The following is a 13,190-nucleotide window of genomic DNA, read 5'->3' as shown; positions in this document are numbered from 1 at the left end:
CGGATGCGCGTTTCAACGTTTCAGTTCTATAACCTGAACACCAACAACCTGACCAACCTGCAGTCTCAGAACAACCGGACTCTGCAACAGTTGTCCAGTGGCAAGCAGATCAATACCGCAGCGGATGATCCGGTGGCCAACATTGCCATCGAGAACCTCAAACAGCAGTCGGCGATGTTGAGTCAGTATGAAGCCAACATCAACCTGGCCAACAACCGTTTGCGCCAGGAGGAGCCTCACCTGGCCTCCTACGAAAACCTGCTGATGAACGCCCGTGACATCATGCTGGCAGGCAACGACGGTTCCTTGTCTCTGGAGAACCGTCGCGTGCACGCCAGTGACCTGAAAGCCAACCTCGACTCGCTGTTGTCTCTGGCCAACAGTCAGGATGAGTCCGGTAATTACCTGTTTGCCGGCACCGACAGCGACACCAAGCCGTTTGTGGATCAGGCCGGAGTGGTGACCTACGTCGGTAACTCCGGTCAGCGTACCGCCATGGTCGGCGATGGGGTGTCGGTGCCGGTGAATGATCCGGGCAACGAAGTGTTTATGAATGTGCCGGTGGCCAGTGGCGCCTATCAGGCGGATTACGCCAATGCCACCATGTCGGAGAAGTTCTTTGTCGAGTCGGCGGAAGTGGTCAATCCGGCGCTGACCCAGGCACCCAGTTACCAGTTTGATTTCGTCAACGACGGTGCCGGTAACGTGGCTTACGAAGTCTATGACGATGGCGGCACCCTGGTGTCTGGGCCGACGGCGTTTGATCCCACTCAGCCCATTGCGTTTCAGGGGGTGGAGGTGACACTGAGTGGCGATCCGCAGATCGGCGACTCCCTGACCATGGCTCAGCAGGAGAGCCGGGACGTGTTTACGGTTATGAACCGGGCTATCAGCATGCTGGAGTCGCACGAAGGGCTGACGGGCCCCAATGCCCAGGCAGAGTATGCGCAGTTACTGGGAGACCTGGGCGAGGTGTTTAACCATGCCACCGGTGTCCGTGCCGAAGTCGGTAACCGCATGAAGGCGCTGGAGACTTACGAAAATCAGCACAGTGACATGAAACTGGTGTCGGAAAGCGTCAAGTCGACGCTGGAAGATCTGGATTATGCCGCCGCCATCTCGGAGTTTGAGCGCCAGTCTCTGGCGATGAACGCGCTCACGGAAACGTTCGGCAAAATGAGCGGTACCTCCCTGTTTGACTTCGTTTGATTCGCCGTTCGGCGACCACAACGGCCATTGGTGAAGAGAGCTGGATCACACTTTTCATCGATGGTCGTTTTTTGTGCCCGGAATTTGTTTTTAACACTATGTAAAGTAAAGGAAAAATCCCTTCCTCTCCCCCGGTGGAAAAAAATCGCAAAAAGATCTAAAGCCACTGAAAACTCAGCCGATACCCTAATTGAAACCAAGACGCGCCATACAACTCGGCGCGACAATATGGCAATAACGCCCGAGTTAATGAGGAAGACATCATGGCTTTAAGTGTAAACACCAACGTCACTTCGATGCAGGCCCAAGGCAACCTGAACAAGGCCAGCATGGCCACCAAAACCTCCATGGAGCGTCTGGCTTCTGGTATGCGCATCAACTCTGCGAAAGATGACGCCGCAGGTCTGCAGATCTCCAACCGTATGACCAGCCAAATCAACGGTCTGGATGTGGCAATGCGTAACGCCAACGACGGTATCTCCATCGCTCAGACCGCTGAAGGTGCGATGCAGGAATCCACCAACATTCTGCAGCGTATGCGTGACCTGTCCCTGCAGTCTGCTAACGGCTCGAACTCTTCCGAAGACCGTCTGTCCATGCAGAAAGAGATCACCGCTCTGCAAGACGAACTGACTCGTATCTCCGACACCACCGTATTCGGTGGCCAGAAGCTGCTGGACGGCTCTTACGGTTCTCAGGATTTCCAGATCGGTTCCGGCGCCAACGAAACCATCGGCATTGCCTTGCGCAACACTTCCGCTGCATCTATCGGTAACCACAAGTTTGACGCTGCCGGTACCGTTGCGGGTAAGTTCGTAGTTGGCGCAGCCAACGGCATGGACGCAGTGGTTGCTGGTGACAACTTCAAGATTGCCACCTCCAGCGGTTCAACTTCCGCCATCACTTACGCCGCCGATGCAAGCTCTAAAGACATTGCTGATTCCATCAACACCGCGACCTCTGCTGCCGGTGTGGGCGTGACCGCCGAAGTGAAGAACGAAGTTACCCTGTCCAACATCGCCTCTACCTCTGCCGGTGAGACTCTGACCCTGGACATCAACGGTACCTCCGTGAACGCTACCAACTTCAACCCCAACGACCTGGAAGGCCTGGTTAACCAGATCAACGCTGCCGGCATCAGTGGCGTAACCGCCAGCTTCGATTCCGACAACCCAAGCGAGTTGAAACTGAGCTCCAGCGATGACATCTCTCTGGACATCTCCGATACCAACGCCGGTAACGTGACCGCTGACATGACCAACCACGGTGGTGCCACTGCGACTCTGACTGAGGGCGCTGCTAACCCAACCATCGCCGTGGGTACCGTAGTCATGAACTCCACCGAGAAGTTCAGCTTCGACGGCGCTGACACCGAAGCCTTCAACCTGGCTTCTGCGTCTTCCACCGTTGATTCCATCGCCTCTGTGGACATCTCTACCGCCGACGGTTCTCAGGATGCCATCGGCATCATCGATGCCGCCATCGCGCAGATTGACTCTCAGCGTGCTGACCTGGGTGCGATTCAAAACCGTCTGGGCCACACCATCAACAACCTGGGTAACATTCAGACCAACGTATCTGACGCCCGTAGTCGTATTCAGGACGTTGACTTCGCGAAGGAAACTGCAGAGCTGTCTAAGCAACAGGTTCTGTCTCAGTCCTCCTCTGCGATGCTGGCTCAGGCCAACCAGCTGCCATCTGCGGCACTGTCTCTGCTGTAAGTTCTACTTACTGCAACAAAAGCCCGGGTCTTGCCCGGGTTTTTTTATGCCTGCAATTCAAAGGTTCAATAAAAAACCTAAAGCTTTTCTATACCGGGCCGATGATAGGGGGGACAAGGGAAAAAGTGTTGAACGTCGCAGTTGGACGCGTCAAAGCCACACAAGGACCCAGAGTTACGCCGGGGAGGGCCGACCTCCCTGTTTACCGCTATCTGAATCGAGGAAGGGACCATGGATAGCACATTGATCAACTCAGTTGGCACGCCAGTTGCAGTATCTGCGGTTAAACCAGAACTGTCGGCTGAGCAGCAATTACAAAAGGCCGGCCAAGCCGAAGCGGTGGCCGCCGATGCGGTGACCGCGACCGCCAAAGCGGAAGAGGCCAATGAGTCAAAACAGAACCAAGATGACCGGATTGCTCAGGCCACTCATGGTATGAATGAGTTTTTTGACTCAATGAACAAAGAGATTCGCTTTCACATCGACGAAAAAACCGACCGCAGTGTGGTCAAGGTGGTCGAGGCCAAGACCGGCGAAGTGATCCGGCAAATTCCTGCCGAAGAGGTGCTGGAACTTGCCGCTCGAATGTCCGAAGCCAGCGGACTGTTGATGAAAGAAGAAATTTAACCGTTCGGTGGTGACCGGATAGAACAGAGGTAAGATTATGGGCTTAACGGCGGTAGGTCTGGGCTCCGGCCTGGACATCAATGGCATTGTAAAAGCGCTGGTTGATACAGAGAAGCTGCCGAAGGAAGCGTCGCTCAACTCGAAAGAGGCGACGGTCCAGGCGGAGATCTCCGCCGTGGGCAGCATCAAAAGCGCCATGACTACCTTCCAGGATTCCCTGGAGAAACTGTCCGACCCTACCGAGTTTAATCAGCGCAAGGTGTCCCGCAACCAGGTGGACTTCCTCAGCGCCAAAGCCGATGACACCGCCGTTACCGGCAGTTACAACGTGGTGGTGGAACAGCTGGCGGAAAACCAGAAGGTGGGCAGTGGGCCGGTGGCCGATGTCACCACCAACCTGGGGGCCGGCTCGTTGGACCTGGACGTCAACGGCAAGAGTTTTAGCGTCAGTGTCGATGCCGACGATTCTCTTCAGGATGTAATGAAGAAAATCAACAACTCTGAAGACAATGTTGGCATCACCGCCACCATCGTCACCGATGACACCGGCAGCCGCCTGGTGATGAGCTCCGACAAAACCGGTACCGAAAATCAGATTACCGTCACCGCCAGTGGTGACACCAGCCTGACCGACGTGTTCAATGCCACCACCGAGATTCAGCCTGCCAAAGACGCGATAGTGACCATCGATGGCCTTAAGGTCACCTCCAGCAGCAACACCCTGGACAAGGCGATTCAGGGAGTTACCCTGGATCTGACCAAGGCCGATGCCGGTGAGTCCACCAAGATCACCATCAGCAACGACGACGATGCGGTGATCAAAAACATCGAGGCCTTCGTCGAGGCCTACAACGAGATGATGACCACCGTCAGTAACCTCTCGGCCTACGACCCCAACACCAAGACATCCGGCGCCCTGCAGGGGGATGCGCTGCCCAGGGCGATTCAGAGCCAGATGCGCGGCCTGCTCGGTAATGTCTATGACACCAGTGACGGACCCAAGTCGCTGTCGATGTTCGGCGTCTCCAGCGATCGCTACGGTAAGCTGGAGATTGACGACGACAAGCTCAAAGAGTCGGTCAAAGACAACGGCGCGGCCCTGGCAGAGATGTTCACCAAGGAAGACACCGGTCTGACCTCGAAACTGGATTCGGCGGTCGATGCCTATGTGCAAGCCGGCGGCATCATCGCCAGTCGGGATACCACCCTGAAAAACCAGTTGGAGCGAATTGCAGACGACAGGACCAGCCTGGCGACCCGAATGAAGTCCTATGAAAATCGCCTCTATAAGCAATTCAATGCCATGGATGCGGCGGTCGCCTCGCTGAACTCTCAGAGTGCCGACCTTGCTGCCCGATTTGATGCTCTGCCAGGATTTACCAAGAAGTCATGAATCAATCATCTTTGGAACAGATCACTCACGCCATTTCGGATCTGCTGGAAGAGATTGATGCCGCAGAGATGGAAGCCAGGGATGAGCTTTTGCCTAAGCTGAATCAGCAGATCGAAGCGCGGCGCGCCTGCCTGGCCCAGCTGCTGGAGACGGAACTGGCTCAGGATAGGGAGTGGATCAAACGGCAACTGGACATCTCTCGAGGCTTGGCGCAACAGAGTAAACGCCAGCTGGACAAACAACGAAGTGAGTTGGGGGGCTACCGCAAGGGCCGCCAACAAGTATCAATTTACCAGAACGTAGAATTAGGAAAGTAGCATGCGTGGATCCTTAAAAGCTTACCGTCAGGTGTCCGTTGACAGCCAAAAAGCCGAAGCGTCGCCTCACAAGGTCGTCCAGCTTCTGCTGGGGGGCAGTATTGACAAGTTGATTCAGGCAAAGATGGCCATTGACACCAACCAGGTGGCCAAGAAGGGCGAGTTGATGGGCCGCAGCATGGAGATCATCACTCACCTGAAAGCCTCTCTGGATCATGAAAAAGGCGGTGAGATTGCCGATAACCTGGCCTCTTTGTACGAATACGTGCTGCGACGCATTGCCGAAGCCAACGCCGGCAACGACAGCGCCATTGTGGACGAAGTCGTGGATCTGCTGAAAACCGTGAAAGAGGGCTGGGATGCCATCCCTGCCGAACACCATCATGTTAAGCAGCCCGCATAATTAGAATTAAGCAAACTGGGTTCTTGGCCGCTTATTAACCGTCAGAAACCCAGGTCGCTTGCTAAAGTGTACTTTCTCATTACAATAACCGGACAAGAAATGCTGCTCAGGCAGTTAATGCACCCTCTAGTGAGTGCTTTAATTCGGATTTTCAATTAGCTACGCTTAAATTGCTAATTAGTGCGGGTATGGCCGGAAGATAAGTAATGCAAACAGAACAAAGCATATTATTAGTGGATTGGGACCCGGAACGGCTCCAACAACTAAGCTTTTTACTTAACTTCCTGGGAGAGCAGGTCGAGTCAGTTAAAATGGCCGAACTCCCGATGCGACTGAATGACTCAGAACGCTACAGAAGTGTGATCTTCGGTCATAATAATGAGACCGACAGCGAAACCGCAGTGCAATTGTTGCGTGATTTTCCGCACCAGCCGTTTCTGTGTCTGGATACCCGTCCCCTGGAGATTGCCAACCTGGTGGGTGAGATCGCGCTGCCCTTCAGCTATGCTCAGCTCACCGAGATGCTGCACTACTGTCAGGTGTACAACCGTACCCGTCATGAACTTGCTCCCACCAGTGCCAATCAGACCAAGTTGTTCCGCAGCCTGGTCGGTCGCAGCGAAAGCATCGCCGAGGTGCGCCACCTGATGGCTCAGGTGGCCGAAACCGAGGCTACCGTGTTGGTGCTGGGTCAGTCGGGTACCGGCAAAGAGGTGGTGGCCCGCAACGTTCATTACCTCTCCAAGCGCCGTAACGGCCCTTTTATTCCGGTCAATTGTGGTGCCATTCCGGCCGAATTGCTGGAAAGCGAGCTGTTTGGTCACGAGAAAGGGGCCTTTACCGGTGCCATCGGTACCCGCAAAGGCCGGTTTGAGATGGCCGAAGGCGGCACCCTGTTTCTGGATGAAATCGGTGACATGCCGGCTCACATGCAGGTGAAGTTGCTGCGCGTGTTGCAGGAAAAGACCTTTGAGCGGGTCGGTGGCACTAAGCCGCTGCAGGCGGACGTGCGAATCGTTGCCGCCACCCATCAAAACCTCGAGTCGATGATTGAGAAAAATCAGTTCCGTGAGGATCTCTACTACCGACTTAACGTATTCCCTATCGAGATGCCGGCCCTGAGCGAGCGCAAAGAAGACATTCCTTTGCTGCTGCAGGAGTTGGTGACCCGCCTGGAAGGCGAGGGCAAAGGCGCCGTGCGCTTTACCCTGAGGGCGGTGGAATCTCTGGTGGCGCACCCCTGGTCTGGCAACGTGCGCGAACTGTCAAACCTGGTGGAGCGGATGGTGATTCTCTATCCCAACAGCCTGGTAGATGTGAATGACCTGCCATTGAAGTATCGCCATGTGGATGTGCCTCAGTACTCTCCGGAATACCCGGAAGAGTTGCAGGAGCGCGACGCGCTGGCGGCGCTGTTCTCCGGCGAGGAGAGCATCGAACTGCCAGAGCAGAAGTTCTCATCGGAACTGCCCGAAGATGGCGTCAATCTCAAGGACATGTTGGCGGAGCTGGAGGTGGAGATGATTCGCCAGGCTCTGGATCAGCAAAGCAACGTGGTGGCCAAGGCCGCCGAGATGCTGGGCATGCGCCGCACCACTCTGGTGGAGAAGATGCGCAAATACGGCCTGAGCAAAGCCTGAAGACCGGCGGCAGCATTGCCGCTTGGTTTCCGCTTCTTCCTGGTTTGTTAACATAATTTCCGCTCTGACTCAGTCCATCACTGGCGCAAATTTGCAGCAAACCGTGATCGGTGTCGCAACAATGCCATCTGGTCCCCCATGTTCAAGCTGTTGATAGCGCTGAATTTAACCCAGATCACACAATGAATGGAACAAGGCTGCTCCAACGTCACTTTTTACCTATCCTGTTACCGTCCTTTTAAATGCCAGTGCTTGGCATAATTCATGCATTATTCGCTCATCGCGTTCAGATTTACGTTTTTTTGACAGGATGACTACATGGCGGTCAGCCAATCCACCCTAGCTTCTATTGATGCCCCTTCGGCGGGCAGTCAGGCCGAAAGTCGCCTGAATCACCTGATGCATTGTTTGCCGGCCGGGGTGCTGCTGCTGGATGAGATGGGCGTGGTTGAGCAGGCCAATCCCGCCGCCTGTGAGCTGCTGGAACAGCCACTGCAAGGCAAAGCCTGGCGTCAGATTATTGACTCGGCCTTTGCGCCGCGGGCGGACGATGGTCATGAGGTGTCGCTAAAAAATGGCAAACGCGTCAGCCTGAAAACCCGCTCTCTGACACCGGAGTCCGGCCAGTTGGTGATGCTCACCGATTTGACCGAAACCCGTCGCATGCAGCACAACGTTTCGCACTTGCAGCGCTTGTCGGCGTTGGGAAAGATGGCGGCATCGCTGGCACACCAGATTCGTACTCCCTTGTCTGCCGCACTGCTGTACGGTGCCAACCTGGCCAGTCCGAAACTGGATGACGCCGGACGGGCGCGGTTCCAGCAGAAGCTGATGGCGCGCTTGGGTGAGCTTGAGCAGCGGGTCAATGATCTGTTGTTGTTTGCCCGTGGCGGCCACACTCAAAAGCTGGAGCCGCTGTCGGTTGTCGACCTGATTCAGGAATTGGCCACCAGTTGCGAAGCGGCACTGCAGCAGCGCCAGGCGGATCTCAGCTGGGTGTTTCAGGCCTCGCCTCACATCGAGGCTAATGTCACCGCCCTGCAGGGCGCGCTGCAAAATCTGATAAACAATGCTCTGGAAGCCAATGCCAACGCCATTCGCATCACCGTGTCTGAACTTAAGGGGCGGGCGGTGATTCAGGTGGCCGACAACGGTAACGGCATGACTCAGGAGCAACAACAACAGGCAATGACGCCATTTTACACCACTAAGGCCAACGGCACCGGCTTGGGCCTGGCGGTATTGCATTCCATCTGCCGGGCTCACGATGGCACCATCAGCCTGGCGTCACTGCCCGGACAGGGCAGCCAATTTACCCTGACCTTTCCATGCCTGGAACAGCAAGAGGAACAACGTGCATGAGTAAGCACACCATCTTAGTCGTTGAAGATGATCTGGGCCTGAGAGAAGCTCTGGTGGATACCCTGATGCTGGGCGGCTACCAGTGCCTGGAAGCCGGAGACGGCCAGGAAGCCTTGATTCAAATTGGGCGTCAGCGCCCGGACATGGTGATATCCGACATCCAGATGGCTGGCATGGACGGGGTCGCCCTGTTAAAAGCCATTCGGGCCAAAGATTTACAACTGCCGGTTCTGTTAATGACCGCCTACGGCACCATTGACGCCGCCGTCGAAGCTATGCGCTGCGGGGCCAGTGATTACCTGGCCAAGCCGTTTGCGCCTGAAGTGTTGCTGCACCAGGTGGAGCGCTATCTGATGCCGACGCCGGATCCGGTGCCCCAGCCCATCGCCGCCGACCCGGCCAGCCAGCAGTTACTGGCATTGGCAGGGCGGGTGGCACAATCCGATGCCTCGGTGATGATTGCCGGCCCCAGTGGTTCAGGCAAAGAGGTGTTGGCGCGTTACCTGCACCAGCAATCGCCTCGCGCCAGCGCCCCCTTTGTGGCGATCAACTGTGCGGCGATTCCGGAAAACATGCTGGAAGCCACGTTGTTTGGTTATGAAAAAGGCGCCTTTACCGGTGCCGTTACCGCCTGTGCCGGTAAGTTTGAGCAAGCCCAGGGGGGCACCATCCTGCTGGACGAGATCACCGAGATGGACCTCAGCCTGCAGTCCAAATTGCTGCGAGTGCTGCAGGAGCGGGAAGTGGAGCGTCTGGGCAGTCGCAAGACTCTGAGCCTGGACGTTCGAGTACTGGCGACTTCCAACCGGGATCTAAAGCAAGCCGTGGCCGCCGGTGAGTTCCGCGAAGATCTCTACTACCGCCTGAATGTGTTTCCGCTGACCTGGTTGCCCCTGTGCCAGCGCCCCGGCGACATCGTGCCGCTGGCGGAGCACCTGATTGGCCGTCACTGCAGTGGCCGCCCCGGTGCTGCCAAGCCGCGGTTGACCGACGCCGCCAGAATCAAACTGCAGCAGCACACCTGGCCAGGCAACGTCCGTGAACTGGAAAACGTGGTTCAGCGGGCGCTGATCCTCTGCGTAGGTCAGAACATTGAAGCGGATGACCTGTTCATCGATACCGGCAGTGCGCCGGTGATGCCGGTGGCTCAAGTGGTCGACGTCAAGTCGGACAGCCTCGGCGACGAATTGAAACTGCAGGAGCATCAGATCATCGTCGATGCCCTGAACCACCACGGTGGCAGCCGCAAGGCGGTGGCCGAACAACTGGGGATCAGTCCCCGTACCCTTAGGTACAAATTGGCCAAGATGAGAGACATGGGGATCGAATTGCCGGCGTGAAGCCTGTACACTGCGTGCCCTGGTCGAGGTTTTATTACAACAATGATGATGAAGAACGGTAAGGAGTAGCTCGAGATGGAGATTGGCTCTAATCCAATGCTGAGTGAGATGCAGCAACTGGCGCTGGAAGCCCAGCCCGGTGCGTTGCAGCCCACCGCTGGCCCAAGCGGCGACTTCGAAGCGCTGCTGGGTAATGCCATCGATCACGTAAATGGTTTACAGAAGAATGCCTCGGATCTGTCTACTCGGCTGGAGCTGGGTGACAGCAGCGTGACCTTGTCCGACACCATGATCGCCAAAGAGAAGGCCGGTGTGGCCTTCGAGGCGACCATCCAGGTTCGCAACAAGCTTGTTGAAGCCTATAAAGAGATAATGAGTATGCCCGTTTGATGGGCTTAAGGTAAAAGCGTGGCAGAGGCGAATCAGTCAACCCAGTTGGCATTGGGGAACGACGCGGCATTGCCCATAGAGGGCGGTGATACCGCGGCCGTCGAAGAAAATAAAGCCAGTCCATTCGGATCGTTGGCCGGTACCGATACACTGCGTCAGGTGTCGCTGATCCTGGCGCTGACCGTGTGTCTGTTGCTGGTGGTGTTTATTGTCATCTGGGCCCAGGAACCGGATTACCGGCCGTTGGGAAAGATGGAAACCGCCGAGCTGGTGGAAACCCTGGATTTTCTTGATCAGCAGAAGATCGAGTACCAGGTGGAAGCCAATGTGATCTCGGTGCCGGAAGACCAGTACAACGACATCCGTCTGCGCATGACCCGGGCTGGGCTGGAAAATGCCAACGCCACCGAACAGGATTATCTGAACCAGGAGAGTGGCTTCGGCGTCAGTCAGCGACTGGAATCGGCCCGGCTCAAGCACACTCAGGAACAGACTCTGGCCCGCGCCATCGAAGAGCTGCGCAGCGTCAGCCGGGCCCGGGTGATTCTGGCCTTGCCGAAAACCAACGTGTTTGCCCGTCAGCAGGCGGAGCCCTCGGCCACCGTGGTGGTGGGCCTGACCCGCAATACCGAACTGCGCCAGACCGAAGTGGATGCCATTGTCGACATCGTCGCCTCGGCGGTGCATAAGCTGTCGCCGTCGCGAGTGACCGTCACCGATCAGCATGGTCGTCTGCTGAACTCCGGCAGTCAGGATGCCATCTCCAGCCGCGCTCGTCGCGAACTGGAAGTGGAGTCTCAGCAGGAGCAGGCGCTGCTGCGTAAAATCGATTCCATTTTGATCCCGGTGCTGGGCATCGGCAACTACACCGCCCAGGTGGACGTCAGCATGGACTTCTCCGCCGTGGAGGAAACCTCCAAGCGCTATAATCCGGACCTGCCGTCACTGCGCAGTGAGATGGTGATCACCGACAACCAGAATGGCAAAGATGCCATCGGCATTCCCGGTGCCCTTACCAACCAGCCGCCGATGAATTCCGACATTCCTCAGCAGGTGGATGCCAATGGCGAAACCTCGGTGATCGGCAGCAATCGCCGCCGCTCCGAAGCCACCCGCAACTACGAGCTCGATTCCACCGTTAGCCACGTGCGTCAGCAGGTTGGGGTTGTGCGCCGCATTACCGTGTCGGTGGCGGTGGATTACACCCTGGGTACGGCGGCAGAGGGCGAGGTGGCAACGCCGCAACCTCGCAGTGAACAAGAGTTGGCCAACCTGCAGCGGTTGCTGGAAGGCAGCATCGGTTTCAGCGGTCGTCGAGGTGATATGGTCGATGTCATCACCATTCCATTTGCCGAAGGGGTATCCCTGGAAGCGCCGGAACTGCCTCTGTATGAACAACCGCTGTTCTGGCGTCTGGTGAAGTTTGGCAGTGGCGCCCTGGTGATCATCGTCATTGTCCTGGCGGTGATTCGACCGATGATGAAACGGCTGCTGGATCCTCAGGGTGACAAGACCAAGGCGCTGTCCCCGGGTGAAGAGCTGGCCGAGATTGAAGATCAATACGCCGCCGACACTCTGGGCATGCTGGCTCAGAGCGAGGGCGATTACAGTTACGCCGACGATGGCTCGATTCTGTTGCCGGATCTGCACAAAGAAGACGACATGCTGCGCGCCATTCGGGCCCTGGTGGCCAACGAACCTGAGCTGTCGACCCAGGTAATTAAACATTGGTTGGAAGACGATGCCTGATTTGACCGACGTCGCCCCGGTGGCACCGGGTGAGTTTGACCCTAAAAATTTAAACGGTATCGAAAAGACCGCGATTCTTCTATTGAGCCTGTCGGAATCGGATGCCGCCCAGGTGCTGAAAAATCTCGAGCCCAAGCAGGTGCAGAAGGTTGGCATGGCCATGGCGGGCATGTCTAACTTCAGCCAGGACAAGGTCACCGCGGTGCACCGGCTGTTCCTGGAGCAGATTAAGAAATTCTCCTCCATCGGTCTTAACAGCCAGGAGTTTGTTCGCAAGGCGTTGACCCATGCCTTGGGTGAAGACAAGGCCGGTAACCTGATTGACCAGATCGTCATGGGTCATGGCGCCACCGGTCTGGATTCCCTGAAATGGATGGATGCCCGACAAGTGGCCAACATCATTCAGAACGAACACCCGCAGATCCAAACCATTGTGCTGTCCTATCTGGAGCCGGATCAGGCGGCTCAGATCATGGGCCAGTTTACCGAGCGGGTCCGCCTGGATCTGATGCTGCGTATCGCCAACCTGGAAGAGGTCCAACCGGCGGCATTGCAGGAGCTGAACGACATCATGGAGAAACAGTTTGCCGGCCAGGCGGGCGCCCAGGCAGCCAAGATGGGCGGCCTGAAGGCGGCAGCCAACATCATGAACTACCTGGACACCGGTATGGAAGGCCAGTTGATGGAGTCGATTCGCGACACCGACGAGGAGTTGGGTCAGCAGATTCAGGATCTGATGTTTGTGTTCGAAAACCTGTCGGACATGGACGACAAGGCGATGCAGGTGCTGCTGCGGGAGATGCAGCAAGAGGTGCTTATTCGCGCCCTCAAAGGCGCGGACGATCAGCTCAAGGAGAAGATTCTCGGCAACATGTCCAAGCGCCAGGCCGACCTGGTGCGCGACGACCTCGAAGCCATGGGCCCGGTACGCTTGTCGGAAGTGGAATCGGCCCAGAAAGAGGTACTGTCCATTGCCCGCCGCCTGGCCGACTCTGGCGAGATTGTTCTCGGTGGTGCCGGTGGCGAAGAGTTCCTGTAA

12 protein-coding genes are annotated in these 13,190 nt (G+C 56.6%); all 12 read left to right on the top strand.

Annotation, left to right across the window (positions count from 1 at the left end; translation table 11 throughout):
- Nucleotides 1-3: 3 nt before the first annotated feature.
- The 12 genes from flgL to fliG all read left to right on the top strand — a co-directional run bounded on the left by flgL (nucleotide 4) and on the right by fliG (nucleotide 13,190).
- Nucleotides 4-1,209 (top strand): flagellar hook-associated protein FlgL, encoded by a 1,206-nt coding sequence (gene flgL, locus H598_RS0111370; RefSeq protein ID WP_028113127.1) that lies wholly within the window; start codon nucleotides 4-6, stop codon nucleotides 1,207-1,209.
- A 263-nt stretch (nucleotides 1,210-1,472) separates the two neighbouring features.
- Nucleotides 1,473-2,930: a flagellin N-terminal helical domain-containing protein gene (locus tag H598_RS0111365; protein WP_028113126.1), complete on the top strand. Its 1,458-nt coding sequence runs from the start codon at nucleotides 1,473-1,475 to the stop codon at nucleotides 2,928-2,930.
- 231 nt (nucleotides 2,931-3,161) lie between these two features.
- The gene (locus H598_RS25575; protein WP_051252675.1) at nucleotides 3,162-3,557 is read left to right on the top strand and encodes a flagellar protein FlaG; all 396 of its coding nucleotides are present in this window, start codon (nucleotides 3,162-3,164) and stop codon (nucleotides 3,555-3,557) included.
- Nucleotides 3,558-3,594: 37 nt separating this feature from the next.
- Complete coding sequence (gene fliD, locus H598_RS0111355) at nucleotides 3,595-4,950, top strand: flagellar filament capping protein FliD (RefSeq protein WP_028113125.1); 1,356 nt, start codon at nucleotides 3,595-3,597, stop codon at nucleotides 4,948-4,950.
- Nucleotides 4,947-5,267, top strand: coding sequence for a hypothetical protein (locus H598_RS0111350; protein ID WP_028113124.1), 321 nt, complete (start codon nucleotides 4,947-4,949; stop codon nucleotides 5,265-5,267). The genes fliD and H598_RS0111350 overlap by 4 nt, the downstream gene beginning before the upstream one ends.
- Nucleotide 5,268: 1 nt before the next feature.
- A complete protein-coding gene (fliS, locus tag H598_RS0111345; protein WP_028113123.1) occupies nucleotides 5,269-5,670 on the top strand; it encodes a flagellar export chaperone FliS in 402 nt (133 codons plus the stop codon).
- A 206-nt stretch (nucleotides 5,671-5,876) separates the two neighbouring features.
- On the top strand, nucleotides 5,877-7,310 hold the full coding sequence (locus H598_RS0111340; RefSeq protein WP_028113122.1) for a sigma-54 dependent transcriptional regulator: 1,434 nt from the start codon (nucleotides 5,877-5,879) through the stop codon (nucleotides 7,308-7,310).
- Between the two features lie 318 nt (nucleotides 7,311-7,628).
- Nucleotides 7,629-8,672, top strand: coding sequence for a sensor histidine kinase (locus H598_RS0111335; RefSeq protein ID WP_084144431.1), 1,044 nt, complete (start codon nucleotides 7,629-7,631; stop codon nucleotides 8,670-8,672).
- Entirely contained in the window at nucleotides 8,669-10,012 is a 1,344-nt protein-coding gene (locus H598_RS0111330; protein ID WP_028113120.1) for a sigma-54-dependent transcriptional regulator, read from the top strand. Before H598_RS0111335 ends, H598_RS0111330 begins: the two co-directional genes overlap by 4 nt.
- Nucleotides 10,013-10,087: 75 nt before the next feature.
- Nucleotides 10,088-10,402 carry a flagellar hook-basal body complex protein FliE gene (gene fliE, locus H598_RS0111325; protein WP_028113119.1) on the top strand — a complete coding sequence of 105 codons (315 nt, stop codon included), beginning with the start codon at nucleotides 10,088-10,090 and terminating at the stop codon, nucleotides 10,400-10,402.
- Nucleotides 10,403-10,420: 18 nt separating this feature from the next.
- Complete coding sequence (gene fliF, locus H598_RS0111320) at nucleotides 10,421-12,151, top strand: flagellar basal-body MS-ring/collar protein FliF (RefSeq protein ID WP_156897011.1); 1,731 nt, start codon at nucleotides 10,421-10,423, stop codon at nucleotides 12,149-12,151.
- Nucleotides 12,144-13,190 (top strand): flagellar motor switch protein FliG, encoded by a 1,047-nt coding sequence (gene fliG, locus H598_RS0111315; protein ID WP_035415828.1) that lies wholly within the window; start codon nucleotides 12,144-12,146, stop codon nucleotides 13,188-13,190. The genes fliF and fliG overlap by 8 nt, the downstream gene beginning before the upstream one ends.

The organism is Ferrimonas kyonanensis DSM 18153 (assembly GCF_000425405.1).
Taxonomy (GTDB): Bacteria; Pseudomonadota; Gammaproteobacteria; order Enterobacterales; family Shewanellaceae; genus Ferrimonas; species Ferrimonas kyonanensis.
Note: the sequence above shows the minus strand (reverse complement) of the source record. Positions and strands in the feature narration are given on the sequence as shown.

Bases quoted from the DNA above. Each gene is read 5' to 3' on its own strand.
- flgL (WP_028113127.1), top strand. From the start codon at position 4: ATGCGCGTTTCAACGTTTCAGTTCTATAACCTGAACACCAACAACCTG.
- H598_RS0111365 (WP_028113126.1), top strand. From the start codon at position 1,473: ATGGCTTTAAGTGTAAACACCAACGTCACTTCGATGCAGGCCCAAGGC.
- H598_RS25575 (WP_051252675.1), top strand. From the start codon at position 3,162: ATGGATAGCACATTGATCAACTCAGTTGGCACGCCAGTTGCAGTATCT.
- fliD (WP_028113125.1), top strand. From the start codon at position 3,595: ATGGGCTTAACGGCGGTAGGTCTGGGCTCCGGCCTGGACATCAATGGC.
- H598_RS0111350 (WP_028113124.1), top strand. From the start codon at position 4,947: ATGAATCAATCATCTTTGGAACAGATCACTCACGCCATTTCGGATCTG.
- fliS (WP_028113123.1), top strand. From the start codon at position 5,269: ATGCGTGGATCCTTAAAAGCTTACCGTCAGGTGTCCGTTGACAGCCAA.
- H598_RS0111340 (WP_028113122.1), top strand. From the start codon at position 5,877: ATGCAAACAGAACAAAGCATATTATTAGTGGATTGGGACCCGGAACGG.
- H598_RS0111335 (WP_084144431.1), top strand. From the start codon at position 7,629: ATGGCGGTCAGCCAATCCACCCTAGCTTCTATTGATGCCCCTTCGGCG.
- H598_RS0111330 (WP_028113120.1), top strand. From the start codon at position 8,669: ATGAGTAAGCACACCATCTTAGTCGTTGAAGATGATCTGGGCCTGAGA.
- fliE (WP_028113119.1), top strand. From the start codon at position 10,088: ATGGAGATTGGCTCTAATCCAATGCTGAGTGAGATGCAGCAACTGGCG.
- fliG (WP_035415828.1), top strand. From the start codon at position 12,144: ATGCCTGATTTGACCGACGTCGCCCCGGTGGCACCGGGTGAGTTTGAC.